Source organism: Roseicella sp. DB1501 (assembly GCF_013112485.1).
In the GTDB taxonomy this organism is placed as follows: Bacteria; Pseudomonadota; Alphaproteobacteria; order Acetobacterales; family Acetobacteraceae; genus Paracraurococcus.
Genome location: NZ_JABFHG010000015.1, coordinates 46,645 through 71,024, shown reverse-complemented (window position 1 = coordinate 71,024; position 24,380 = coordinate 46,645). Strand labels below are relative to the sequence as shown.

Sequence of the window (24,380 nt, the reverse complement as noted above, 5' to 3'; positions counted from 1 at the left end):
CTCTCACAGCAAAAAACTTATTTTTCGCTTATAACAACGGAAATGATGTTATCGATGGAATCCTCTCTTGATCCATTCGGAACACCTAAAAACGCTACTGATTTAGCCAAAGCGCATCTTGAGGAGCTATCAAAAACGCTATCCGTTCCAATTCCATTGCTTATTACTTTGACAGGGCTCCTCATAGGAAATTCTAAAAGCATACAAATATTTGGAGGAAACTTTCCAAGAACATCAGCAATAATGATATCCACGTTTTTTGTTTTCGTAATGGCGTCACATTGCTGTAGATTGCTAACATCTTTGGCAACCATTACTAGAATTCATCAAAATTCAGAGATGAGGTCACTGTTTCGATTTCATCCGGGAATATTTAATCCGTTTATAATGGCTTGGCCAAAGCCACAGAGTTTACCAGCTAAAATTCTAGTCCTGTCGACTATGTGGTTCTCATTAGTTACAGGAAGGACGAGCGCATTTTTTACGCTGTCTTTTCCAATGGGGTTTTTTTCTATTATTTTTGCTGTTACAAAATTTTCTTCAAGCAGTGTCTCTGGATTTTTGCTGGCTGGGTTTTGGAGCCTTTTTTATCCAATGATGCTCACTCAAATACTGAGATGGGTGCGTGTCATAGATTGTCAAATTCACCAAGATGATATTCCTCTCGAGCGCTGGCAGGCAGCCATAGGGATTGGGCTTGGTATTTCCTGCGGAATTTTCATGGGAATCTCAATTCAAGGATGAATATGGGCACTTGCTAACGCCACGGGATATGGGGATTACCACGCATGGTCTTGAATTTTTTCCTATAATCCGTTACGATCCCGCCTGCTCCTCGGGATCGCCGCCATGCCCCGCTCCGCTTCCCGCTCCCGCCGCCACCCAGCCCCCACCCCCCTCCTGCCGCCCGACTTCCTCCTCCGCCACGACCTCGTCCGCCGCCTCTATCTCGACCCGCTCACCTGCCACACCGCCCCGCACGGCTGGGCCCCGCTCACCGATGCCGAGTGGGAGGCCCTCGTCCCGCACCTCGCCGCCACCGGCTGCGGTCTGCACGCCCCCGGCGCCCCCGGCCGGTCGCTGCCCGATCCCCGCGCCAGGCTCGACGCCATCTTCCGCGCCGTCATGCTGAAGCGCCCCAACACCGAGGGCGGCGGCCGCGCGCCCTGGCGCCTGCTGCCGCCCGAGTTCGGCAAGGCGCCGACCATCGCCCGCTGCTACCGCCGCTGGACCCGCGCCGGCCTCTGGACCCGGCTGCTGAACGCCTTGGCCAAGGCCAGGCCCGGCAGCCCGCTCGCCCGCCTCGACTACCGGCTCTGCTGCGCCTTCCGCCGCGGCGTGCGGATCATGGGCCTCGCCGCCATCGTCCTCGCCCGGCGCCTGCGCCTGCACAGCGCCCTGCCGGCCCCCTCGCAATACCTGCCCGATCCGGATTTGTCCGAAAGCTACAGCGAGGTGTTCCTTCGCATCGCTAACTTGGCGAAGGCCAACCCCGGCTGGTGGCCGCCCAGGCCCTGGCGAAGGCTGCTCGCCGACATGCACCGCGCCATCGGCGGCCGAACGCGCATCCCCGGCGCCTGGGAACCGGCCTAGGGGCCCCCGCCATGCGCCCCATCCCCGCCCTGTCGCCTCCCGTTGCCCTGCCGAGGCTTTGCCTCGGCAGGCTGTGCGAGGCCCTGATCGGAGGGGACTCCGGGGGCCCCCGCGAAGGCGCGAAGCGACTTCGTGGGGATCTACTCCGCCGCCACCGCCACCGGCGCCCGCTCGGGCTGCGCCGCCGCGGCCCAGAGCTCGGGCCGCAGCTCCTCCGGCCGGTTGGGGAAGAACAGCGCGCAGACGAAGGTCACCGCGCCGACGCCGGCCAGCACCAGCATCGGCGCCGTCAGCCCGCCCGTCGCCTCGTGCAGCAGGCCGACCAGCGGCGAGGCGAGGGCCGCGCCCAGGAAGCCCACGGTGAAGCGGATGGAATAGAGCTTGGTCCGCAGCGCCGGCGCCACGTAGCGCGCCGTCATCGTCTCGTTCACCGTCACCTGGCCGAAGACCGAGGCGGCGATCAGCGCCGAGAGCGGCAGCACCACCCAGCCCTGCGCGAAGGCCAGCAGCGCCAGGCAGGGCACCAGCAGCGTCGCCAGCGGCATGAACACCCATTTCAGGGTGCGCCGGTCGATCATGTGGCCGACGGTGTACTGCGTCAGCCCGCCGCAGAGCGTCGCCGCGAAGGCCAGCAGCCCGACCACCGGCAGCAGGTCCGGGGAGCCGGCCAGCCGCTCCTCCATCAGCTTCGGCAGCAGCAGGGTGAAGGCGTTGAAGACGAGGCCGGAGACGGCGGCGATGGTCAGCAGCACGATGACGGCGCGCCGCACGACGGCCGGCGGGATCACCGGGAAGGGCTTCTGCTGGCCCGCCGCCTTGGCCGTGTCGAAGGCCGGCTCGCGCAGATAGAACAGGCCGAGCACGACCGAGATCACGCCCGGCAGCAGGAAGGCGACGTGCCAGCCGAGCCGCGCCGCGACGAGGGCCGTCACCACCGGCGCCAGCGCCACGCCGAGATTGCCGAAGACGCCGTTGATGCCGACCGCGCGGCCGACCCGCTGCCCCGCCGCCTCGACCAGCATCGCCGTGCCGATCGGGTGGTAGATCGCCGAGAAGGCGCCCATCACGGCGAGCGCCAGACCGAGCAGGAGCGGGGAGGGGGCGAGGCCGGCCAGGATCATCGCGCCGCCGGTGCCGAGGAAGAAGCCGGCCATCATCGCCTTGCGCCCGAAGCGCTCGGCCAGCCAGCCCATCGGCAGGGAGCCGAGGCCGTAGAGCACGAACATCCCGGTCCCGAGGGCGAGGATCGGCCCGTATTCCTGCCCGAAGGCGACCGGCGACTGCTGCACGATGCCGAGCACCGCCGTCGCCAGGATCAGCAACCCGTAATGGGTCAGCGTATGGGCGGCGTTGATGAAGATGATCTGCCGCCGCGCGGGGTCGGGCATGGGGGCGCTTCCTTGCTGCGTTGCCGGCATCCTAGACTGGCCGGCAAACGAGATCCGGCCAAGCCATGTCGCCATCCGGCCAATTCCCGCCCGCGCCGACCCGCCGCCTGCCGCAGGATGTGGTGGACCGGCCGCTGGTCGGCTTCACCCGCGACTATCCGGAGGGCGAGGCGGTGCCGCGGCACCGGCACGAGCGGGTGCAGCTCCTCTACGCCACGCGCGGCATCATGCGCATCACCACCGATGCCGCGAGCTTCGTGGTGCCGCCGGGCCGGGCGCTCTGGCTGCCGGCCGGGGTCGCGCATCTCACCGAGACGCAGGGGCGTCTCGCCATGCGGGCGCTGTTCCTGCGCGCCGATGCGGCCCGGGCGGGGCCGGCGGCGGTGACGGTGATGGCGGTCTCGCCCCTGCTGCGCGAGCTCGTCCTCGCCGCCTGCGCCGAACCGCTGGAATGGGACGAGGCCGGGCGCGGCCGGCACCTTACGGCGCTGATCCTGGATGAGATCGCCCGCGCCCCGGCCTTGCCGCTCGGCGTGCCGGCGGTGCGCGATGCGCGGCTGCGGCGGCTGGCCGAGGCGCTGCGGGCGGACCCGGCGCGGGACGCCGATCTCGAGAGCTGGGCGGTGGAGTGCGGCGCCAGCCCGCGCACCCTGACGCGGCTCTTTCGGCGGGAGACGGGAATGAGCTTCGGCCGCTGGCGGCAGCTGCTGCGGCTGTCGGAGGCGGCGGCGCTGCTGGCCCAGGGGGTGCCGCCGGCGCGGGCCGCGGCGGCGGTGGGCTATGCCAGCGCCTCGGCCTTTGGCGCGGCGTTTCGAGCCGCTTTCGGCACGACACCAGGCTCAGGTCAATACACGGATGCGCGGTGAAGAGGGGGCTTGCATCACATCGGTGTGCAGTATACGATATATGTCGTCATATTACGAAAAAGGCCGGCAAACCCCCCATGCCGGCTGGGAGGAACGAGGGTCATGCGGCAAGCGGCTCTGCAGCACGTGGTCTTGGCTCTGGTCGTTTTCGCAACCTTCGCCTGGATGGACCTCGTCTCCGCCGAGATGCTGCGGCGCGCCGTGATGTATACGCTGGTCTGGTTCGGCGCCTCGACCCTGCTCGTCGCCAGCGCCGGCGCCTGGATCGCCCTGGCCCGCACCCGCGACCACCGCGATCACTGAGCCGGCGGCGCCTGCCGCAGCGGCAGCAGGCAGCCGAGCGCCAGCAGCGCCACCAGCCCGGTGAGGCCGAGCACCGTGGCCGCCGGCAGCTGCGCCACCAGCGGCGCGGTCAGCATCGGCACCGCCGCCTGGGCCAGCAGCACCGGCAGGGCCAGCCGGCCCATCAGCACCGGATAGCCGCGCGGCCCGAACAACGCGAGCGGCAGGGCGCCGCGGCTGATGGTGACGATGCCGTTGCTCGCCCCGTAGAGCAGCACGAAGGGCACCGCCATCGCCGGCCCGCCGAGGATCAGCAGCAGCGCCCCGGCCGGCAGCAGCAGCCCGGCCAGCCGCGCCGCGGTCAGCGGATGCGCGCCGCGCCCGAGGGTGAACTCCAGCAGCCGGCCCCCGACCTGCGAGGGCCCCATCAGCGACCCGGCCGCCACCGCCGCCGCGGCGGTGAGGCCGAGCCCACCGAGCAGCGTGATCAGGTGCACGGACATGGTCGCGCTGATCACCGCCCGCAGCGTGAAGAAGACGGCCAGCAGCAGCAGGCTGCGCCGCACCCAGGCGGCGGGCAGCGGCGGGTCGGCCGCCTCGGCCGCCGGCGCCGCATCCTGGGTCCTGGCCTGGGCCGTGCCGCGCGGCAGCAGCAGGTAGAGCGGCAGCACGAGGAGCAGCAGCAGCGCCGCATAGGCGAGGCAGGTGCCGCGCCAGCCGAGCAGCGGCAGCAGCGCGGCGCTCATCGGCCAGCCGAGGCTGCTGGCGAAGCCGCCGAGCAGGGTAACGAGGGTGATCGGCCGCCGCGCCGCCCGGCCGTAGAGCGCGCCGAGCGTGGCGAAGGCCGCCTCGTAGAGCCCGGTCGCCATGCCGAGGCCGAGCAGCAGCCAGCCGAGCATCCAGCCCCAGAGGCCCGGCAGCAGGCCGAGCAGCGCCAGCCCGCCGGCGAGCAGCAGCGTCGAGAGGGCGAGCACCGGCCGGCCGCCACGCCGCTCGATCTCCCGCCCGACCCGCGGCGCCGCCAGGCCGGCGATCAGCAGCGCGGCGGAGAAGGCGCCGTAGACGGCAGCGGAGCTGGCCCCGAGATCGGCGACGACGACCGGCGCCACCATCGCCGGCAGGTAATAGGTCACGGCCCAGACCAGGGTCTGCGCCAGGCCGAGGATCAGGGCGGTCCGGCGGGCGCCCGGCGGCGCTGGCGCCGTGCGCGGGCGGGGCGATGGCTCATGGCGGCGCGACATGGCCGCACTCTCGCGCCTCTGTCCCTGCTGCCAAGCGGATGGCCCGCCGGGTCGTCCGCGACCGGCCTGCATCCGCCGCGGTCAGGGCAGCAGCCGGCGCAGCCTTTCGCCCTGCCGGCGCGACCAGCCGACCAGCCGCGCCTCCATCGCCTCGACGCCCTCGATCTGCCGCGGGAAGCGCATGCGGAGCCGCGTCATGCCCGCCCGCGCCCAGTCATACTGGTCGCGCAGGATGAACAGGCCGAGCGCCAGGAAGAGGAAGCCCTGCAGCACCGGCAGCACCATGCCGAGCAGGCCGAGGCCGAGCATCCCGAACCCGGCCAGCTTGCGCGGCAGCGAGGGGCTGCCCCGCGGCGGCCCAGCCTCCACCGGCAGCCGCTTGCCATCACCGTTCATGCGCCGCGCTCAGGCAGCGCGCGGCGCCGGCAGGGAAAGGCGGCGCTCGGTGGCGAGGAACAGGTATTCGACATTGGTGAGGCGGCCGGTCTGCCCGACCTTCTCGCCCTTAGGGTTGTGGATGCCGATCTTGGCGCCGACATAGCGTCCATAGGGAATCTCGATCACCTGCACATGGCCGCGGGCGGCCAGCATGGCCTCGAGCTCCGCCCGGGCAAGATAGCCCTCGTCGTTGAAGGAGACGATGACCGCAGGGCAGCGCAGCGCCGCCACGGTCCGCGTCAGCGCCGGCCCGATGCGGCGGCGGCTGTTGAAATCCGACAGGCGGGTGCGGCAATCCATGCGCTTCTGCGCCACGCCATAGACCTCCGGCTGGTCCCAGCGGACCAGCGTCTCCCAGACATGGTAGTTCCGCAGGTAGGAATGCTGGTTGTAGGGCGGGTCGAGATAGGCGAGGTCGCATTCGACCGCGGCGGCGGCGATCTCGGCCTCGTCGCAAAGGGCGCGGCAGGCGCCGGCCGTGGGGCGCGGCAGCAGCGCCGGCAGGCGGAGCTGCAGCGGCTGCAAGGCCCGCTTCGCCCATTGCTTCATGTAGGCCATCTGCAGCCCGGCCGTGGAATCCACCCGGTCCGCGGCCTCGAGCAGCGCGGTGAGCAGGATGGCCTCCAGCTCCGGCTCGGCGCCGAGCCCGGCGATCGCCTCGCGGATCGCCTCGACCTTCGCGCCATTCTCCGGATGCAGGTAGCGGGCGGCGCGGCAATAGGTCTCGGTGAACCAGCCCGGGCGCGGCGGCAGGCGCTGCAGGTCGGCGAGGATGCGCCCCGCCGTCGCCGCCCAGCGCTCGGCATCGGCCTGCACGTAGCAGGTGGCCAGGCGATGCGCGAAGGCGTTGTGGTCGTTCGACACCACGCGATAGCCGGCGCGCTTCAGCGCATGCCCGACCCGGGCGGTGCCCGAGAAGAGGTCGAGCAGCGTCGCGCCGGCCGGGGCGGCGGCACCGATCGCGGCCAGGATGTGGCTGAGCAGCGCCCGCTTGGAGCCGATATATTTGATCATGGTCGGGCGCCAGATTACCGCGACTTGAGTTCGAAGGTGAACCCAATCCGTGCCAGGGGCTTGATCGCAGGGCGAATTCACGCGGCCGTGGCCGGCCCGGCGGGGGGCCGTGAGGGTACTGCTTGGCAGCGGGCGGGACGGAGGGTAGAAGCGGGGGCCCGGTTGTCGCCCGGCCGTAAGCGTCTCACGTCAGGCAACGCATCCACCAAGGCCCGTCGCATGGCGGGGATGGATGCTGGTCGATTGCCTTCACCGTGCCGCACCGCCGTCCGGGCCAGATCTGCGAGACAGGTTGATGTCCTTGTCCCTTCCCCGTCCGAGGAAGCTGCCGCCGCGCTATGGCGCGGTGGTGCTGCCCTTCTTCCTCTCGCTCATGATGACCTTCATCATCTCGGGCATCTCGACCCTGCGCGCGCTCGGCCCGGGCCAGGAATTCCTGCGCGCCTGGCCCGCCGCCTGGGCGATGTCCTGGGCCATCGGCTTCCCGACGCTGCTCGTCGTGCTGCCCGCGGTGCGGCGGCTGGCGGCGCTGGTGGTGGCGCCGCCACCGGGCTGAGCGGCGGCGCGCCGCAATCGGGGCCGCGATCAGATATGGATGGCGCGGCCCTCGACGGCGAGCGCCGCCTCCTTCACCGCCTCGTTCAGGGTCGGATGCGCGTGGCAGGTGCGCGCCACATCCTCCGAGGAGGCGCCGAACTCGATGGCGAGCGAGATCTCGGCGATCAGCGTGCCGACATCCGGGCCGATCATATGCGCGCCGAGCACGCGGTCGGTCTTGGCATCGGCGAGGATCTTCACGAAGCCATCGACATCGCCGATGGCGCGGGCGCGGCCATTGGCGGAGAAGGGGAATTTGCCGGCCTTGTAGGCGATGCCGGCCTGCTTCAGCTCCTCCTCCGTGGCGCCGACCGCGGCGACCTCGGGCCAGGTATAGACCACGCCCGGGATGGCGGCGTAGTTCACATGCCCCGCCTGGCCGGCGAGGATCTCGGCCACCGCGACGCCTTCGTCCTCCGCCTTGTGGGCGAGCATCGGGCCGGCGATGACGTCGCCGATGGCGTAGATGCCCGGGATGTTGGTGGCGAAATGCGCGTCCGTCTTCACCCGGCCGCGCTCATCCAGCGCGACGCCCGCCTCGGCCAGGCCGAGCCCCTCGGTATAGGGGCGGCGGCCGATGGCGAGCAGCACCACATCGGCCTTGATCTCCTCGGCCGCGCCGCCGGCGGCGGGCTCGACGCTGAGGGTCACGCCATCCTTGCCCTTGGTCGCGCCGGTGACCTTCGACTTCAGGCGGAATTTGATGCCCTGCTTGCCGAGGATGCGCTCGAGCTGCTTGGCGATCTCGCCATCCATGCCGGGGACGAGGCGGTCGAGGAATTCGATCACCGTCACCTCGGCGCCAAGGCGGCGCCAGACGCTGCCGAGCTCGAGCCCGATGACGCCGCCGCCGATGACGACGAGATGCTTCGGCACCTCCGGCAGCTCAAGCGCGCCGGTCGAGGTGACGATGCGCTGCTCATCCACCTCGACGCCGCGCAGCGGCGCGCTGTCGCTGCCCGTGGCGATGACGATGTTCTTCGCCTCGTAGGTCTCGCCGGCCACCTCGATCTTGCCGGGGGCGATGATCCGTGCCGCGCCCTTCAGCCAGGTGACCTTGTTCTTGCGGAAGAGGAATTCGACGCCCTTGACGTTGGCGGAGACCACCTCGCCCTTGCGCGCCTGCATGCGGGCGAGGTCAAGCTTCACGCCCTCGACCATGATGCCGTGCGCCGCGAAGCCATGCGCCGTCTCCTCGAAATTCTCCGAGGATTGCAGCAGCGCCTTGGACGGGATGCAGCCGACATTGAGGCAGGTGCCGCCGAGCGTCGCCCGCTTCTCGACGCAGGCGACCTTCATGCCGAGCTGCGCGGCCCGGATGGCGCAGACATAGCCGCCGGGACCGGCGCCGATGATGATCAGGTCGAAGCTCTCGGGCATGGGGCGATCGGAATCCTTGCGGCCTTGGAATGGGACGGAATGCGCGCGGAAAGTGGCCCCATCGGCGCACCGGCGCAAGGCCGGCGGCCGGATGGGCGAGGGCCGGCGACGGCGCGCGGCGACGGCGTGGGGAAGGCGCTATTGCTGCCGCGCCGGGAAGGCGATGGCGTAGACATCGGACCGGACCTTGAGGAAGGGGTCGTCCGAGAGGTCGAGCCCCGGCAGCACCCGGTTCGGCAGGAAGCCGATCTTGCGCTCGGCGAGCGGCCCGTCCGGCACCGCCTGGGTGACGCTGACCATGCCGAGCTCCACCAGCGGCCGGTCCACCGGCCAGGGCTCGGACGGGTCGGCGGTCTGGTCGCCGGCGGCGGCGAGCTGGGCGACCAGCCGGTAGCGCACCGGGCCCATGGCGACGCGGGTGCCCAGCTCGTCGAACAGCACGTCGCGCGGCAGGCCGGCGACGCTGTCCGGCGCCCGGTAGGCGGTGCCGGCCTCCGGCACCAGGCGGAAGCGAACGAAGTGGCTCTCGCCCGCCGCATTGGTCAGGCGGTAGGCGTGCAGGGCGTAGAATTGCTCGGTGGCGAAGCTCTGCGGCATGGGCTTGGCCATGGTGACGAAACGGCGCGCCTCCTCATGCTCGGCGAGGAAGCGGGCGATCGGCGTCGGCTGCGGCATGTCGGGCTTCGTCGCCTGCGCCGCCTGCATCAGGCCGAGGAAATCCTCCGGCCGGCGCGTCACGAAGACCGGGACGTTGATCATCATCAGGTCGGTCGCCGTGCCGTCGGGCAGGGTGAAGGTGAAGGAGAGGCCGCGCACCGCCGAGGAGGCGGCGTTGTCCGCCACCTCGGGCATGCCGCCGGCATCCGAATAGCGCAGCAGCAGGCTGGAGGGCGTCGATTGCAGGTGCGGCGCCTTGCTGAGCTTCGCCGCCTCGGCGGAGGGGGTGAAGCTGCCTTCGTAGAGCGCGCCCTTGGCGTGGTTCACCCGGTAGCCCGGATAGATGCGGCCATTGCCCTTGACCATGGTGTCGTAGAGCGCCTGCGGCAGGGGCTCGGTCGCGGGTTGGGCGAGAGCGGGGCCGGTGAGCAGGGCGGCGAGCAGCAGGGAGCCGGTCAGGCGCATCGGGTGCGGTCTCCTTGGTGGGTTTGGGGAGGGGCGGCAGGGAGCGGGCGGCAGGCGGCGGGCACGGGCCGGCATCGGCGGCCGCGCCCCTGGGCGCCGCGGGATGCCCGGACCCTGCCAATTCGCCGCCGGCCTCGCCGCGGCGACCCTAGAGCAGATCGTCATCCGGCGGGAACGCCCAAGGCGCCGATCCGACGCCGATGCAAGCAACCGGCAATCTCGCGCCCGAATCCGGCCTCCCCGGCGCGGCGGGATGCCGCTGCCGCTCGACCTTTTCCTCCCCGCGCGGGACCGGCAGAGTGTCGGCAACCAAGATGGAGGAACGCCATGCCGCTCGCCGGAGTCCCGCCCCGCCGCCGCCAGCTCCTCGCCGGGATGCTGGCCGCCGCTCCGCTCGCCGCGCCCGCCCTCGCCCAGGGACGTTTCCCGGACAGGCCGATCCGCCTGATCGTCCCCTGGCCGCCCGGCGGCTCGGCCGATGCGCAGCTCCGCTCGCTGGCCGAGCTGGCTTCGAAGACGCTCGGCCAGCCGGTGCTGGTGGAGAACCGGCCCGGCGCCTCCGGCACGCTCGGCGCGCAATTCCTCGCCACCCAGGCACGGCCCGACGGCTACGCCCTGTCGCAGATGCATATGTCGGTCGTGCGGCGGCCCTATATCGTGCGGACGCCGCCCTGGGACCCGGTGGGCGACTTCACCCATGTCATCGGCCTCTGCGGCTGGATGTTCGGCATCGTGGTCAAGGCCGACGGCCCGATCCGTACCTGGCAGGACTACCTCGCCTATGCCCGCGCCAATCCCGGGCGGCTGACCTACGCCACCTCCGGCATCGCCACCACCAACCACCTGGCGATGGAAGAGATCTCGGCGCGGGAGAAGATCGAGCTGGTGCATGTGCCCTACCGCGCCTCCAACGAGGCGGCGGTGGCCGTGGCGGCGGGGGAGGTGATGAGCGTCGCCGACAGCTCCGCCTGGACGCCGCTGGTCGAGGGCGGGCAGCTCCGCCTGCTCTGCGTCTGGACCGCCGAGCGCTCGCCCCGCTTCCCGGAGGCGCCGACGCTGAAGGAGCTCGGCTACGACATGGTGATCACCTCGCCCTACGGCATCTCCGGCCCGAAGGGGATGGACCCCGGCGTGGTGCAGCTGCTGCACGATGCCTTCAAGGCGGCGCTGATGGACCCCGCCAATGCGGCGGTGCGCACGCAATTCGACATGCCGCTCGAATACTACTCGAACAAGGACTATCGCGGCTTCATCGCCCGGCGCGCGGAATACGAGCAGGCGATGGCAAAGAAGCTCAACCTCCGCATCGATTGAGCGCGCCGCGGACCATCCGGGAGACAGCACGCCCATGCCAGCCATCGCCCGTCGCGCGGCCCTGCTCGGCCTCGGCGCCGGCCTCGCCGCGCCCGCCCTCGGCCAGGGCCGCTACCCCAACCGCTCGATCCGCTTCCTCATCCCCTGGCCGCCCGGCGGCGCGCTGGATGCGCTGCACCGGCAGATGTTCGAGATCGTGCAGAAGGATCTCGGCCAGTCGGTGGTGATCGAGAACCGGCCCGGCGCCCGCGGCACCCAGGCGGCGCTGTTCCTGGTCAACCAGGCGCAGCCGGATGGCTACACCCTGGCGCACCACCACCTCTCGATCCTGCGCCACCCCTTCCTGACGAAGCAGAAGACCTGGGACCCGATCGCCGACTTCACCTACGTCATGCAGGTGAGCGGCTTCCTCTTCGGTACGGTGGTGCGTAGCGACAGCCCCCATCGCAGCTTCGCGGATCTGATCGCCGCGGCGCGGAAGCGGCCCGGCGAGCTCACCTTCTCGACCAGCGGCATCGCCACCACCAACCACATCGCCATGGAGGAGATCTGCGGCCGCGAGGGCGTGCAGATGACGCATGTGCCCTTCCGCGGCGCGCAGGAGGGGGTGACGGCGCTGCTCGGCCGGCAGATCGACGTGGTGGCCGACAGCGCCGCCTGGCGGCCGAATGTCGAGGCGGGGGAGTTCCGCCTGCTCTCGGTCTGGACGCGGGAGCGGCTGGCCGCCTTCCCCGAGGCGCCGACGCTGCACGACCTCGGCTACGGCATGACCGTCACCTCGCCCTATGGCATCGCCGGACCGAAGGGGCTGGACCCGGCGATCGTCGACGTGCTGCACCGCGCCTTCCGCAAGGCGCTGGAGGACGAGGCGAGCCAGGCGATCATCCGCCGCTGGGACATGCCGCAGGAATATCTCGGCCCGGCGGACTACCTGGCCTTCGCCAAGGCGCGGGTGGAGTACGAGAAGCAGATGGTGGCGCGGCTCGGCCTGACCATCGATTGAGCCTTTCCCGCGGCACCGTCGCCCGCCGCGTCACGCCGGGCGGCGGCGCCTCGTCATGCTTTCGGCGGCGGCAATGTCCCGGCGCCCGGCCATGCCGAACTCCTGGAGATCCGAGATGCCGAGAGCCCTGCTGCTCGCCGCCGCGCTGCTCCTCGCCCCGATCGTCGCGCGCGCCGAGGCGCCCGGCCCTGGCCAGTCCCGGGTGACGGTCCTCTTCGACCAGGTCCTGCCGACCGTGCCCGGCAAGAGCCTGAAGGGCGTGCTGGTCGAATACGGGCCGGGCGCGGCGACGCCGGCGCATCGACACGCCGCCTCCGCCTTCATCACCGCGACGGTGCTCGACGGCGCCATCCGCAGCGCGGTGAACCAGGCGCCGGCGCGGGTCTACCGCAAGGGCGAGAGCTTCACCGAGGCGCCCGGCGACCACCACGTCGTCAGCGCCAATGCCAGCGACAGCGCGCCGGCGACGCTGCTCGCCGTCTTCGTGGTGGATACGGGCGAGACGGCGCTGACCACCCTCGATCCGGGCTGAGGGGTACGGCAGGCTCAGCCGCCCTCCGCCCCCAGCCGCGTCCGCCAGGCGACCAGCCGCGCCGCCGGGGCCAGCCGCGCCGCGGCGACCGCGGCGCCGGGCGCCTGCCGCAGGGCCCAGGCGCCAAGCCCCGCCCAGCGCATCGGTCCCGCGACCCGCGCCCGCCAGCGGGCCTGGAACGCCACCGCCGGCACGCCGGCCAGGATCGCCGCCGCCGCCGCCAGCCCGGAATGCAGGGCGAGGGCGATGCCCTCCCCGGCAAGGCTCGGGATCACCGCTGCCTGGTCGCCGACGCGGTACAGGCCCGCCGGCCCCGTCGCCGCCTGGCGGAAGCCGTAAGGAATGCCGGCGATGGCGAGCGGCCGGTCCCAGGCCGGCCGCGCCCCCGCCAGCAGCCGCGCGCCGAGCGCCGAGCCGGCCGCGACCCGGGCCAGGAAAGCCGCGGGATCGCGCGCCCAGCCCATGGTCCCGCCCAAGGTGCTCCCCGGCAGCGCGGCGCAGAGATTGGCGCCGCCGCCTGGCAGCGGCTGCAGCCCGGCATAGCCGCCGGCGAGGGGCAGCAGCGTCACCGCCTCTCCCGCCGCGCCGCCCTCCAGATGCAGCTTGAGGCCGAGCGCCCCCCGCCTCGCCCCCTCCCGCGGATGGCCGCGCAGCGCGTGCTTGCCGCTGGCCAGCACGACCTGCCGCGCCGCGATGGCGCCGCCCGGCGTCTGCAGCCGCCAACCCGCTCCCTCGGGCCATGCCCCCTGCACCGCGAGGCCCGGCCGCAGCGCGACGCCCGCCGCCGCCGCGGCGTCCCGCAGCGCGCCGTCCAGCACCTGCCGCGGCAGGGCCCAGGCGGAGAAGGGCAGGGCGAAGCCGGCCTCCCGCATGCCCCAGCCGATCCGGGCTCGGCGCAGCGGCACCGCGCCGAGCCTGGCCGGATCGAGCCCGAGTCCGGCCAGGGCGATGACCGCGGCGGGGCCGAGGAACTCGCCGCAGACGCTCTCCCGCGGCGTCGGCTGGCGATCGAGCAGCAGCACGCGGCAGCCGCCGCGAGCCAGCCCGATCGCCGCCGCGCAGCCGGCCGGCCCGGCGCCGATCACCGCCACCTCCGCCTCTTCGGAGGGCCGCGTCATCCGCGGCGGCGCCCGACGGACCAGCGGAAGGGGAAGGCCCAGGCGATCTCCGCCTCTACCCCGGCCGCGGCGAGCAGCGCGTCCCAATCGGCGCGGGTGAAGGCCCGGGCGATGGAGACCGGGCCGTCATGCACCACCATCGGGTCGAGCCGCAGCAGCCGGAAGGCGCCCCAGACGAAGCCCCAGGGCAGCCAGTGCCGGTGCAGGTCGGAGATCAGCCAGCCGCGCCCGGCGCGCGCCTCCAGCCAGCGCAGGAAGCGCACCAGTTCCGGATCCGGCAGGTGATGGGCGAAGAGGCTGCACAGCACCACGTCGAAGCGCCGGGACGGGTCGAGGGCGAAGAGGTCGCAGGTGATCCATTCCGCCGGCACTCCGGCGGCGGCGGCATGGCGGGCGGCCCAGGGACTGCGGTCGAGCCCGGTGAGCGTCACCGTCACCCCCCGGCGCTCGGCCCAGGCGGCGATCCGCAGCAGCGTGTCGCCGCCGCCGGCCCCGACATCGAGCACCGAGAGGCGGCGCGCCCCGGTCTCGGCCACCAGCCGGTCCAGCCAGCGCAGCACCGGGCGGTAGGCGAGGCTGAGGCGGTTGACGCGGGCGAGGTCGCGCAGCGCCCCGGCGAAGGCGGCCTCGGTCGCCGCCGCGTCGTCCATCCACTCGGCCGCCGCGCTGCGCCGATCGAACACGGCTAGAGCATCTCCACTTCATTTCGGTTCACGGCAGATGCTCCGGCGTGTTGTTTTCAGAGCAGATTCACGCCTTCGGGCGATGCCGCCCTCCGGCGATCTGCTCTGGGCCACGATCCGCTCACACAGGGTCGCATCATGGTCCAGGCCGTTGCTTGATCGCGTGAGTCACGCTTTAAGCGACCCGAAAACGCATGGTCTCGGCCGAGAGGCCGGGGCCGAAGGCGAGGGCGCAGCCGCGCTGCCCCCGCCGCGCCCCGGCCAGCATGCGGGCAAGGACGAACATCACCGTCGCCGAGGACATGTTGCCATGCTCGCGCAGCACGGCGCGGCTGACATCGAGCGCCGCCTCGCCGAGGCCGAGGCCGCGCGCCACGGCATCGAGCACGCTGCGGCCCCCGGGATGCACGGCCCAGAGATCGATCGCCTCGACCGGCAGGCCGGCGAGGATGGCCTCCGCCTGGTCGGGCAGGGCGCGGGCCAGGGTCAGCGGGACGAAGCCGGACAGGGTCATGTCGAAGCCGCCGTCACCGATGCGCCAGGTGATCTGGTCGGCGGTCTGCGGCACCAGCGCGGCGTGGAAGCCCTCGATCGCCAGCCCAGTCGGCTCGGCCGAGACCAGCGCCGCCGAGCAGCCATCGGCGAAGAGCAGGAAGCAGAGCAGCTGGTCGAGGCTGCTCGCCGGTTGCAGGTGCAGGCTGCAGAGCTCGAGGTTGAGCACCAGTACCCGCGCGCGGTGGTCGCTGCGGACGATGTGATGCGCCAGCTTGAGCGCGTTGACCGCCGCCTGGCAGCCCATGAAGCCGATGATGCTGCGCTCCACCGAGCCGGGCAGGCCGAAGCGCCGGATGATCCAGTGGTCGAGGCCGGGCGCGGCGAAGCCGGTGCAGGTGGCGAGCAGGAGATGCGTCAGCCCCGGCCCCTCGCGCTCCAGGCCGAGCGCCAGCCCCGCCGCCTCGGCCAGCGCCGGCGCCTCCGCCTCGTAGCGGGCCATGCGGGCGGCCGTGCCGGGAAAGCGGTCGGTGCGGTAGAAGCCGTCCGTGGTGCCGCTGGCATCCGGCTCCGGCTCCAGCACCGACCACCGGCGCTCGATCTGCGCCCGCTCGGCCAGGCGGCCGAAGGCGCTGCGGAGCTGCGGCTCGGCGATCTGTCGCCCGGCGAAGCGATGGAAAGCGGCATGCACCTCGTGCCGCGGCAGGGCGGTGGCGATGCGGTTGATATGGGGTTGGGTCACCCAGGCTAGAGCACCGACCCTTCGCTTCGGTTCACGGCAGATGCTGCGGCGTTTCGTTTTTGAGGCGTATTCACCCGAGTGCGAATTGCCTGGTCTGGACGCCAGCGACGAGCGCATCACCCTTGGATCCTGCCGCCGGATCGGAGGGCGGAGAGAAACCGGTCACGCATGCGTGTTTCGTAAGGGGCGCGGGTTGCGGCCAAGTCGCCGCGCCTTTCCTACCCTGTCTCCGGTACCCCTGCCTTCGGCCCGAGGAAATCGCCATGTCCGCACCCCAGGCCACCGCCCTGCCGGCCAATGACGGCGCGGATGCGCATTCCATCACCGCCAGCGTCTCGCTGCAGGAGATGCGGCCGCGCGTGCTGAAGGGCGACGACACCTTCGCCGTGCTGAACCGCGACGGCGACGCGCTGCCGATGCCGGGCGGGCCGGAGGGGCTCTATCACCGCGACACCCGGCACCTGTCGCGGCTCGAGCTCACCCTCGCCGGCAAGCCGCCGCTGCTGCTGAGCTCGGCCGTCTCGGATGACGGCGCCATGCTTACCTGCGACCTGACCAATCCGGACCTGCCGGGCCTGCCCGGGCAGCCGAGCATCGAGAAGGACCTGCTGCACCTCCGGCGTTCGATCTTCCTGCGCAATGGCTACTGCTACGAGCGCATCACGCTGCGCAACCACGCGGCGCAGCCGCTGCGGCTCGAGCTGGCGATCCGTGTGGCCTCCGACTTCGCCGACCTGTTCGAGGTGCGCGGCGAGCGGCGGGCGCGGCGCGGCGCGCTGCACCCGCCCGCGGCGACGCCGGCCGGCATCACCCTCGCTTATACCGGGCTGGACGAGAAGCGGCGCGAGACGCGGCTGCGCTTCGAGCCGCGGCCGGGCCGCGTCGATGCCGAGACGGCGATCTTCGAACTCGCCCTCGCCCCCGGCGAGCGCCGCACCCTGCTGGTCGAGACCCATTGCATCAGCGATGCCGACGCGGCGCCAGGTGCCGAGCGGGACGAGCCGCGCGAGGCCGCCGGCGCCGCCTTCCTGCGCGCCCTCTGGGAGGACAGCCGGGCGCGGCGCGCGGCGCAGGCGCGCTCGGCCTCCGTCGTCACCGCCGATACCGGCTTCAACGAGATGATCGGCCGCTCGGTCGCCGACCTCGCCATGCTCAGCACCCACACGCCGCACGGGCCCTTCCCCTATGCCGGCGTGCCCTGGTTCAGCACCGTCTTCGGCCGCGACAGCCTGGTGACCGCCTGGCTGACCCTGTGGCTCGACCCGGCGCTGGCGCTCGGCGTGCTGCGCCACCTCGCCTCCATGCAGGCGACGGAGTCCGATGCCGCGGCGGATGCCGAGCCGGGCAAGATCCTGCACGAGATGCGCCATGGCGAGATGGCCGATCTCGGCGAGGTGCCCTTCGGCCGCTATTACGGCAGCGTCGATTCGACGCCGCTCTTCGTCGCGCTGGCCGGCGCCTGGCTGGACCGCACCGGCGAGGCCGAGGCGCTGCGGCCGCTCTGGCCCAACATCGAGGCGGCGCTCGGCTGGATCGAGCATTACGGCGACCGCGACGGCGACGGCTTCGTCGAATACGGGCGCCGAACCGAGACGGGCCTCGCCAACCAGGGCTGGAAGGACAGCTGGGATTCCATCTCGCATGCCGATGGCACGCTGGCGCAGGGGCCGATCGCGCTCTGCGAGGTGCAGGCCTATGTCTACGCCGCCTGGCAGGCGGCCGCCCGCATCGCCCGCGCCCTCGGCCTGCCGGAGGCGCGCGCCGCGGCGATGGAAGCGAAGGCTGCGGCGTTGCGCGAGCGCTTCGAGGCCACCTTCTGGTGCGAGGAGCTCGGCCTCTACGCCCTCGCGCTCGACGGCACCAAGCATCGCTGCCAGGTGCGCGCCTCGAATGCTGGGCATGTGCTGCTCGGCGCGCTCGCCGCGCCCGAGCGCGCCGCCAGCGTCGCGCGCCACCTGCTGGATGGCAGCTTCCATTCCGGCTGGGGCATCCGCACCCTGGCCACCACCGAGCGCCGCTACAACCCGATGAGCTACCACAACGGCTCGGTCTGGCCGCACGACACGGCGCTGATCGGCATGGGCCTCGCCCGCTACGGCCATCGCGCCGCGGCGGCGCGGTTGCTCGAGGGGCTCTCGGCCGCCGCGGGCAAGCTCGACCTGCGGCGGCTGCCGGAGCTGTTCTGCGGCTTCCCGCGCCGCGGCGGCCAGGGGCCGACCGCCTATCCGGTGGCCTGCGCGCCGCAGGCCTGGGCGGCGGCGGCGCCGATCGGGCTGCTCGGCGCCTGCCTCGGCCTCTCCTTCGATCCGGCGGCGCGGCTGGTGCGGCTCAACCGGCCCGTGCTGCCGGCGGGGTTGGACCGGGTGCTGCTGCGCAACCTCATGCTCGGCACGGCCAGCATCGATATCGAGCTCACCCGCGCCAATGGCGATTCGGTGGCGATGAACGTGGCACGGCGCAGCGGCGAGATCGCGGCGGTATTGTTGGCGTAGCTCCCGACGACGTCGCTGCGCGTCGCCACGCAGGCCCGTTCCTCCGCTCAGGGCCCCGTATGCGTCACAGCCTGCCGCGGCGAAGCCGCGGCAGGGCAGCGGGAGGCGACAGGGTGACGCTGGCCTGGACCATGATCCGTTCACTCCGGTTCACGGGCCATGGTCCAGGCCGTTGTTTGATCGCGTGATTCACGCGTTTCGGTGAGTCCACCTCAAGCGATCACGCTCTAGGCCGGCGCGCCTCCGCCTGGGTACTCCTCGTTACGGCGGCTGGCCGCCAGCTCCACGCCGGCCCAGCCCTCGGTGAGGCGGGCCAGCGCCGTCACGTCCTCGCCCGCGCCGCCGCCGGCCATCGCCAGCCCGTAGAGCGCCTGCGCCGCCCGGCTGGTCGGCATGACCAGGCCGAGCGCCTCCGCCTCCTGCAGGGCGAGGCGCATGTCCTTCGCCATCAGCTCCATCCGGAAGCCGAAGTCGAAGCGCCGCGACAGCAGCGGCCCGGTGGCGAAGCGCTCGGTCGGGAAGCTGCGGCCGGAGCTGCGGTTGATGACCGAGACCATCAGCTCGGGATCGAGCCCGGCCTTGGCGCCCATGGCCAGAGCCTCGCAGGCCGCCGCCCAGGTGGTCGCCGCCAGCAGGTTGTTCACCAGCTTCAGCGTCTGGCCGAGCCCGACCGCCTCGCCGACATAGACGGTGTTGCTGCCGATCACCTCGAGCACCGGCCGCATCTCGTCGAAGGCGGCGCGCTCGCCGGCCGCCATGACCGAGAGGCTGCCCGCCTCCGCCCCGGCGACGCCGCCCGAGACCGGCGCATCGAGCGCGGCGACGCCATGCGGCGCGAGGCCGGCGGCGACCTGCTGCGCCATCTGCGCGCCCGTGGTGGAGAGATCGGCATAGATCCGCATCGCCCCGCCGCCTTCGAGGCCCTCGCGCAGCCCGCGGGGGGCGAGCGCGACCTGCTGCACCACGGCCGGCGTCGGCAGGCTGACCAGCACCGCGGCGGCCTCGGCGGCGATCGCCGCCGGGCTGTCGCGCCCCGCCGCGCCGCGCGACACGGCGGCGGCCATGGCGGCCGGGTTCACGTCATGCACCAGCACCCGGTGCCCGGCCTCGAGCAGCCGGCGGACCATCGGCGCCCCCATGGCGCCGAGGCCGATGAAGCCGAGCGGGCCCGATACGCCCGCCGATATACCCCCTGGCACGGCCGCGCCGCTCATGGCGCCACCAGCGGGCAGCCGCCCTCGTTCAGCGGCCGGAAGGCCTGTTCGCCGGGGATGGTGGAGACGATGCGGTAGAGATCCCAGGGGCCCTTCGACTCCTCGGGCTTCTTCACCTCGACCAGATGCACGTCATGCACGTGCCGGCCATCGGCGCGGACCCGGCCGTTCCTGGTGAAGACGTCCTGCACCGGCAATTCGCGCATCTTGGCCGCGACCGCCGTCGCCTCGTCGGTGCCGGCGGCCTCGACCGCCTTCAGCCAGTGCCGCACGCCGGAATAGACGCCGGTCTGGTACTGCGTCGGCATCCGGCCCTGGTGCCGCTCGGCGAAGCGCTTGGCGAAGGCCCGCGTCTCCTCGTCCTGGTCCCAGTACCAGGCATCGACCGAGACCACGCCCTGGGCCGTCGGCAGGCCGAGCGCCTTGATGTCGGTGATGTTGACGAAGAAGCCGACCAGGCGTTGGCCCTGCTTGGTCAGGCCGAACTCGCCGGCCTGCTTGATGGCGGTGACCGTGTCGGTGCCGGCATTGGCCAGCGCCACCACCTGCGCGCGGGAGGCCTGGGCCTGCAGCAGGAAGGAGGAGAAGTCGGCGGTGTTCAGCGGGTGCCGGGCGCGGCCCATCACCTTGCCGCCCTCGGCATTGATCACGACCTCGGAGGCGCGCTCCTGCGCATAGCCGCCCTCGTAATCGACGGTGAGGTAGTACCAGCTCTTGCCGCCCTGGCGCATGACGGCGCGGGTGATGCCGCTGGTCAGCGCGTAGCTGTCGAGCACCCAGTGGAAGCCGACCGGCGAGCACTGCTTGCCCGTCAGCTCGGTGGTGGCGGCCGAGGTGTTGATGATGATGCGGCTGCGCTCCCGCCCCACCTGCTGCACGGCGAGGGCGACGGCCGAGTTCGGCATGTCGATCACCATGTCCACCCGGTCGGTGTCGATCCAGCGGCGGGCGAGCGCGGCGCCGACATCGGGCTTGTTCTGGTGGTCGCCGCCGATCACCTCGATCGGCTTGCCGAGCACCCGGCCGCCCATGTCCTCGGCCGCCAGCCGGGCCGCGACCACCGAGCCGGGGCCGGCGAAATCGGCATAGGGGCCGGAGAGGTCGTTGAGCACGCCGACGCGCAGGACATCGTCGGAGACCTGCGCCGTGGCCAGGCCCGGGACGAGCACGGTCGCGAGCGTCAGGGCGAGCGCGCGGAGCGCGCCCCCGGAACGGGACATTTCCTTCCTCCTTGGTGCGGGCGCGCTGCGGGGCGTACCCCGTGTCACGCCACGTGTCGCGCCAGCCTATACCGGCGCGGCGCGGCGGCAACCCGTTCCACCGCCGATCATGCGGGGCGGCGGTGCTTCAGGCCGAGCGGGGCTCGGTGCCGCCCCGCGTCGGCAGCGTCGCCGGCCGCTCCTCCCCCGCCGTCAGGCCGAGGCGGCCGGGCAGGGCGACGAGGTAGGACAGCGCCCGGGCGTAATCGAGCACGATGCCGGGCGTCCAGGCCATGGTGGCGGCGCGGCGCCGCAGCTGCCCGGCGATCCAGAGCTCGGGGCTGAACAGCAGGCGCAGCAGGACGTAGGGCCGGCCGGCATGGGGGGCGAGGATGCCCTCGAGCCCGGCATCGAGCGCGGTCGCCACCGTGCTGGAGCAATTGCGGCTGGTCAGGTTGTAGGTCGTATCGGCGCCATAGACCTCCCAGAAGCGGCGCAGCGCCTCGGCGTCCAGGCCCGGGATCGCCACCTTCATCGTCGATTCGCACCAGCCCGCCGCTTCCTCAGCATAGCTCGGCTGGAAGCGTCCGGGCACGTCGTTGTCCTGCGTCGCGCGGAGGGTGCGGCGGAACTCGTCCGGCGAGCGCTCGATCTCCACCGCCGGATAGTGGCTGATATAGATCCCCGCCGCCTCGAGCGCGGCATGCCCGGTCGAGATCACGCCCTGCGCGTCGCGCGCCGCCACGTAGCGGCTGACGGCGCGGTCCACCGAGGCGAGGGCGCCGGTCGGGGTCCAGACATGCACCGTCGCGGTGATGCGCGGGCCGGGGGTGATCGGGCGGAGCGACGGCAACGACTTCGTCATCGTCAGGCCGCGGCCGCGCTTGAGGATGCCGCGGGCGACCGCGCGCGAGATCGGTGCGCCGGGCGGCAGCCAGGCGAGGCGCCAGGCGAGGGCGCAGATGCCGAGCGCCGAATACATCAGGAGCAGCCCCACATCCTCGCCCACCTGGCCGCGCCAGCGCGTCGGCCAGGGGATGAAGGACCAGACGGCGAGGGCGATCTCGAAGGCGGCGAAGCCGATGGCCCGCCGCCATCCCTGGAACCGCACCACATAGGCGCTGCTGGCGCGCCAGCCGCCATCGACCAGGAGGAAGAGGCCGACGGTGATGCCGATCACCATGTCGGCGCGCCCGGCCGTCGCATAGATGAGCAAGGCAAGGAAGAGGAACAGCCCGGCCTTGGCGTAGCGCAGCCCCTTGCCGGCGCCGATGCTGGCGAAGGCGGCGCCGAGCGAGAGCAGCCCGTCGATGACGAGGGGGATGGCGAACCAGACCGGATTGATCCGGACTTCCTCCAGCAGCGCGTTGACGAAGATCGCCAGGCCCAGCCCGAACCACAGCAGGCCGGCCAGCGCCAGCAGCCACCAGCGGCGCCGCACCACATCGGCGCCGTAGAGGATGAGCACGAGTTCCACCATCGATCAGCTCCGGCCCGTGGCAGGCGACGGTCCCGACGCGCGGGGCGCCGCCCGCATGCCCGATCGCGCGACATGCCTGGACCATATCGTTCCTCTATTGCATGAAAACGATATCGGTAAGGAAAAGGCAAGCGCGATGCGGCTAGAGACGACCGCATGACCCGTGACCTTGAGGAGGCGCCGGTGCAGGACGGTCCCGGCATCGCCGGGCGCGCGCGATTGCTCTCGCTCGTCGCGGTGATCGGCGCGGCGACGATCTTCGGCCTGACCTACAGCCTCGCCGCGCCGCTGCTCGCCCTGAACCTCGCCGCCCGCAGCGCCGGGGAGACGCTGATCGGCCTGAACGCCGCCATGCACGCCGTCGGCGTGCTGCTCGTCGCCCCGGTCCTGCCGCGGCTGGCGGGACGGTTCGGCGCCCGGCCGCTGATCCTCTTCGCCCTGCTGCTCACCGCCCTGCTGCTGCCGCTGTTCCCGGCGTTGCCGCTGGTCTGGGTATGGTTCCTGCTGCGCATCGGGCTCGGCATCGGCGCCGAGATCCTCTTCGTGCTGACCGAGACCTGGGCGAGCGAGCTCAGCGACGACGCGACGCGCGGCCGCATCATGGCGGCCTATACCGCGCTGCTCTCGCTCGGCTTCGCCGGCGGCCCGCTGCTCCTCTCCCTCACCGGGGCGGAGGGGCTGCTGCCTTTCGCGGCCGGCAGCGGCGCCGCGCTGCTCGCCCTGCTGCTGATGCTGCATCCGGGCGTCGTGCGGCCGCCGATGCAGGCGCATGGCCATGGCAACCTGCTGCGCTGCCTGCGCCTCGCGCCCGTCGCCATGGCGACAACGGCGCTCAATGCCGGGGTGGAGACGGCGGGCCTCTCCTTCCTCACCCTCTATGCCGTCCGGCTGGGCTGGGAGGAGCAGGCGGGCACGCAGCTCATCACCACGCTCATGCTCGGCGCCATCCTGCTGCAGCTCCCGGTCGGCTGGCTCTGTGACAAGATGGACCGGCACCGGCTGATGCTCGGCCTCGGCCTGCTCGCCACGCTCGGGGCGCTGGCCTGGCCGGTGCTGCTGCGCGCGCCCTGGATAGCCTATCCCGCCCTCTTCCTCTGGGGCGGCGTCTTCGTCGGCATCTACACCACCATGCTGGCGATCATCGGCGCCCGCTTCCGCGGCACCGACCTGGTCGGCGTCTATGCCGCGATGGGCCTGCTCTGGGGGGCGGGGGCGCTGCTCGGGCCGAGCCTCGCCGGCCTCGCCCTCGATCTCTCGACGCATGGCCTGCCGCTCGTCGTCGCGCTGGCCTGCGGCGTCTTCACCGCCTTCCTGCTGCGCCGGCGGGAGGCGCATGGCGGCCAGGCCCGGGAGGCATCCGCCACATGACCCTTTCCTCGATCTGGCGGCGCGGCCTGGCGCTGCCCGGACTGCTGGCCGCGGCCGTCGTCCTGGCCGTCGCGGTGCCGGCCCTGGCGCAGGAGCCGCCGGATTTCGGCCAGAAGCGTCAGGGGTTCGAGCTCAATCTCGGCGCCGGCGCGACCTTCTGGCCGGCCTATCCGGGCAGCGCCGTCACCCGCGTGCGGCCCTTTCCCTTCATCAATGGCGGCTATGGGGAATGGCTCGATTTCGACGTGCTGGACGGGCTGCGGCTCTCGGCGCTGCGCGGCCACGGCGTCTCCTTCGGGCCGATCCTGCGCTTCCGCGAGGGGCGCGACTCGGATTCCAGCCGGCGCAACCTGACCGGGCTGCGCAGCTTCTCCGACACGGTGGAGGCAGGCCTCTTCGTCGCCTACGAGTCCGGCCCCTTCTACGTCGATGCGAGCTTCACCCAGGACGTGGCGCACAACCATCGCGGCGCGGCGCTCGATGCCCGGGCGCTGGTCTCCGTGCCGGTCGGCCGGGTGGCCTTCTCGATCGGCCCGGAGCTGCGCGTGGTGACGCAGCGCTTCGCGCAATCCTTCTACGGCGTCAGCGAGGCGGAGGCGGCGACCTTCCGCTACCAGCCCTACCGGGCGGGCGGCGGGCTCGAGCGCATCGGCGGGCTGCTCGCCGTGCAATGGAAGGTGACGGAGCGCTGGAACCTGTTCGGCTATGCCGAATACGGAAGGCTGCAGGGCGCGGCTGCCGATTCGCCGCTCGTGCGCACCACCGACGGCTCCGCCGACCAGGTGCTCGGCGGCCTCTTCCTCTCCTATCGCTTCTATTGAG

The 24,380-nt window shown here is 71.8% G+C and carries 23 protein-coding genes; 11 read left to right on the top strand and 12 right to left on the bottom strand.

Annotated features, from left to right (window positions below; genetic code table 11):
• The first annotated feature begins 54 nt into the window (after window positions 1–54).
• Together HJG45_RS24025 and HJG45_RS24020 are read left to right on the top strand one after the other, a co-directional pair.
• On the top strand, window positions 55–744 hold the full coding sequence (locus HJG45_RS24025; protein ID WP_171615870.1) for a hypothetical protein: 690 nt from the start codon (window positions 55–57) through the stop codon (window positions 742–744).
• A gap of 105 nt (window positions 745–849) precedes the next feature.
• Window positions 850–1,593, top strand: a complete 744-nt coding sequence (locus HJG45_RS24020) for a transposase (protein WP_171615868.1) — start codon at window positions 850–852, stop codon at window positions 1,591–1,593.
• A 140-nt stretch (window positions 1,594–1,733) separates the two neighbouring features.
• Here the strand turns inward: HJG45_RS24020 and HJG45_RS24015 are convergent, their stop codons facing one another.
• Window positions 1,734–2,981, bottom strand: a complete 1,248-nt coding sequence (locus HJG45_RS24015) for an MFS transporter (protein WP_171615866.1) — start codon at window positions 2,979–2,981, stop codon at window positions 1,734–1,736.
• 65 nt (window positions 2,982–3,046) lie between these two features.
• Between HJG45_RS24015 and HJG45_RS24010 the strand changes: the two genes are divergently transcribed.
• Both HJG45_RS24010 and HJG45_RS24005 read left to right on the top strand, forming a co-directional pair.
• On the top strand, window positions 3,047–3,847 hold the full coding sequence (locus HJG45_RS24010; protein WP_171615864.1) for a helix-turn-helix domain-containing protein: 801 nt from the start codon (window positions 3,047–3,049) through the stop codon (window positions 3,845–3,847).
• A gap of 102 nt (window positions 3,848–3,949) precedes the next feature.
• The gene (locus HJG45_RS24005; protein WP_111471964.1) at window positions 3,950–4,150 is read left to right on the top strand and encodes a hypothetical protein; all 201 of its coding nucleotides are present in this window, start codon (window positions 3,950–3,952) and stop codon (window positions 4,148–4,150) included.
• Here HJG45_RS24005 and HJG45_RS24000 read toward each other — a convergent pair.
• The 3 genes from HJG45_RS24000 to HJG45_RS23990 form a co-directional block, all read right to left on the bottom strand.
• Window positions 4,144–5,370 (bottom strand): MFS transporter, encoded by a 1,227-nt coding sequence (locus HJG45_RS24000; RefSeq protein ID WP_171615862.1) that lies wholly within the window; start codon window positions 5,368–5,370, stop codon window positions 4,144–4,146. The two genes, HJG45_RS24005 and HJG45_RS24000, sit on opposite strands and share 7 nt — an antisense overlap.
• Window positions 5,371–5,451: 81 nt before the next feature.
• Window positions 5,452–5,766, bottom strand: a complete 315-nt coding sequence (locus HJG45_RS23995) for a PGPGW domain-containing protein (RefSeq protein ID WP_217363025.1) — start codon at window positions 5,764–5,766, stop codon at window positions 5,452–5,454.
• Window positions 5,767–5,775: 9 nt separating this feature from the next.
• Window positions 5,776–6,822, bottom strand: a complete 1,047-nt coding sequence (locus tag HJG45_RS23990; RefSeq protein WP_171615860.1) for a DNA adenine methylase — start codon at window positions 6,820–6,822, stop codon at window positions 5,776–5,778.
• A gap of 301 nt (window positions 6,823–7,123) precedes the next feature.
• On the opposite strand from HJG45_RS23990, the gene HJG45_RS23985 reads away from it, so the two are divergent.
• Window positions 7,124–7,378: a DUF2798 domain-containing protein gene (locus HJG45_RS23985; protein WP_254452746.1), complete on the top strand. Its 255-nt coding sequence runs from the start codon at window positions 7,124–7,126 to the stop codon at window positions 7,376–7,378.
• A gap of 29 nt (window positions 7,379–7,407) precedes the next feature.
• Here the strand turns inward: HJG45_RS23985 and lpdA are convergent, their stop codons facing one another.
• Both lpdA and HJG45_RS23975 read right to left on the bottom strand, forming a co-directional pair.
• Window positions 7,408–8,799, bottom strand: coding sequence for a dihydrolipoyl dehydrogenase (gene lpdA / locus HJG45_RS23980; RefSeq protein WP_171615856.1), 1,392 nt, complete (start codon window positions 8,797–8,799; stop codon window positions 7,408–7,410).
• Window positions 8,800–8,937: 138 nt separating this feature from the next.
• Entirely contained in the window at window positions 8,938–9,921 is a 984-nt protein-coding gene (locus HJG45_RS23975; protein ID WP_171615854.1) for a catalase family peroxidase, read from the bottom strand.
• A gap of 327 nt (window positions 9,922–10,248) precedes the next feature.
• Here HJG45_RS23975 and HJG45_RS23970 point away from each other — a divergent pair, with 327 nt between their 5' ends.
• From HJG45_RS23970 to HJG45_RS23960, 3 genes are all read left to right on the top strand, one after another.
• Window positions 10,249–11,235, top strand: a complete 987-nt coding sequence (locus HJG45_RS23970) for a tripartite tricarboxylate transporter substrate binding protein (RefSeq protein WP_171615852.1) — start codon at window positions 10,249–10,251, stop codon at window positions 11,233–11,235.
• 34 nt (window positions 11,236–11,269) lie between these two features.
• The gene (locus tag HJG45_RS23965; protein WP_171615850.1) at window positions 11,270–12,238 is read left to right on the top strand and encodes a tripartite tricarboxylate transporter substrate binding protein; all 969 of its coding nucleotides are present in this window, start codon (window positions 11,270–11,272) and stop codon (window positions 12,236–12,238) included.
• Window positions 12,239–12,353: 115 nt separating this feature from the next.
• Window positions 12,354–12,770 carry a cupin domain-containing protein gene (locus HJG45_RS23960; RefSeq protein WP_171615848.1) on the top strand — a complete coding sequence of 139 codons (417 nt, stop codon included), beginning with the start codon at window positions 12,354–12,356 and terminating at the stop codon, window positions 12,768–12,770.
• Between the two features lie 14 nt (window positions 12,771–12,784).
• Here HJG45_RS23960 and HJG45_RS23955 read toward each other — a convergent pair whose 3' ends face one another.
• The 3 genes from HJG45_RS23955 to HJG45_RS23945 form a co-directional block, all read right to left on the bottom strand.
• Window positions 12,785–13,888 (bottom strand): NAD(P)/FAD-dependent oxidoreductase, encoded by a 1,104-nt coding sequence (locus tag HJG45_RS23955; RefSeq protein ID WP_171615846.1) that lies wholly within the window; start codon window positions 13,886–13,888, stop codon window positions 12,785–12,787.
• The gene (locus tag HJG45_RS23950; protein ID WP_171615844.1) at window positions 13,885–14,571 is read right to left on the bottom strand and encodes a methyltransferase domain-containing protein; all 687 of its coding nucleotides are present in this window, start codon (window positions 14,569–14,571) and stop codon (window positions 13,885–13,887) included. The genes HJG45_RS23955 and HJG45_RS23950 overlap by 4 nt, the downstream gene beginning before the upstream one ends.
• Before the next feature lie 175 nt (window positions 14,572–14,746).
• Complete coding sequence (locus HJG45_RS23945) at window positions 14,747–15,805, bottom strand: type III polyketide synthase (protein ID WP_368040666.1); 1,059 nt, start codon at window positions 15,803–15,805, stop codon at window positions 14,747–14,749.
• Window positions 15,806–16,068: 263 nt separating this feature from the next.
• Here HJG45_RS23945 and HJG45_RS23940 point away from each other — a divergent pair, with 263 nt between their 5' ends.
• Entirely contained in the window at window positions 16,069–18,297 is a 2,229-nt protein-coding gene (locus tag HJG45_RS23940) for an amylo-alpha-1,6-glucosidase (protein WP_171615840.1), read from the top strand.
• A 227-nt stretch (window positions 18,298–18,524) separates the two neighbouring features.
• Here the strand turns inward: HJG45_RS23940 and HJG45_RS23935 are convergent, their stop codons facing one another.
• From HJG45_RS23935 to HJG45_RS23925, 3 genes are all read right to left on the bottom strand, one after another.
• Entirely contained in the window at window positions 18,525–19,511 is a 987-nt protein-coding gene (locus HJG45_RS23935) for an NAD(P)-dependent oxidoreductase (protein WP_171615838.1), read from the bottom strand.
• Window positions 19,508–20,731, bottom strand: a complete 1,224-nt coding sequence (locus HJG45_RS23930; RefSeq protein WP_171615836.1) for an ABC transporter substrate-binding protein — start codon at window positions 20,729–20,731, stop codon at window positions 19,508–19,510. Before HJG45_RS23930 ends, HJG45_RS23935 begins: the two co-directional genes overlap by 4 nt.
• Before the next feature lie 127 nt (window positions 20,732–20,858).
• Entirely contained in the window at window positions 20,859–22,190 is a 1,332-nt protein-coding gene (locus tag HJG45_RS23925; protein WP_174890551.1) for a protease, read from the bottom strand.
• Window positions 22,191–22,346: 156 nt separating this feature from the next.
• Here HJG45_RS23925 and HJG45_RS23920 point away from each other — a divergent pair, with 156 nt between their 5' ends.
• Window positions 22,347–23,558 (top strand): MFS transporter, encoded by a 1,212-nt coding sequence (locus HJG45_RS23920; protein ID WP_171615833.1) that lies wholly within the window; start codon window positions 22,347–22,349, stop codon window positions 23,556–23,558.
• Window positions 23,555–24,379 (top strand): MipA/OmpV family protein, encoded by an 825-nt coding sequence (locus HJG45_RS23915; protein WP_171615831.1) that lies wholly within the window; start codon window positions 23,555–23,557, stop codon window positions 24,377–24,379. Before HJG45_RS23920 ends, HJG45_RS23915 begins: the two co-directional genes overlap by 4 nt.
• The last annotated feature ends 1 nt before the right edge of the window (window position 24,380 follow it).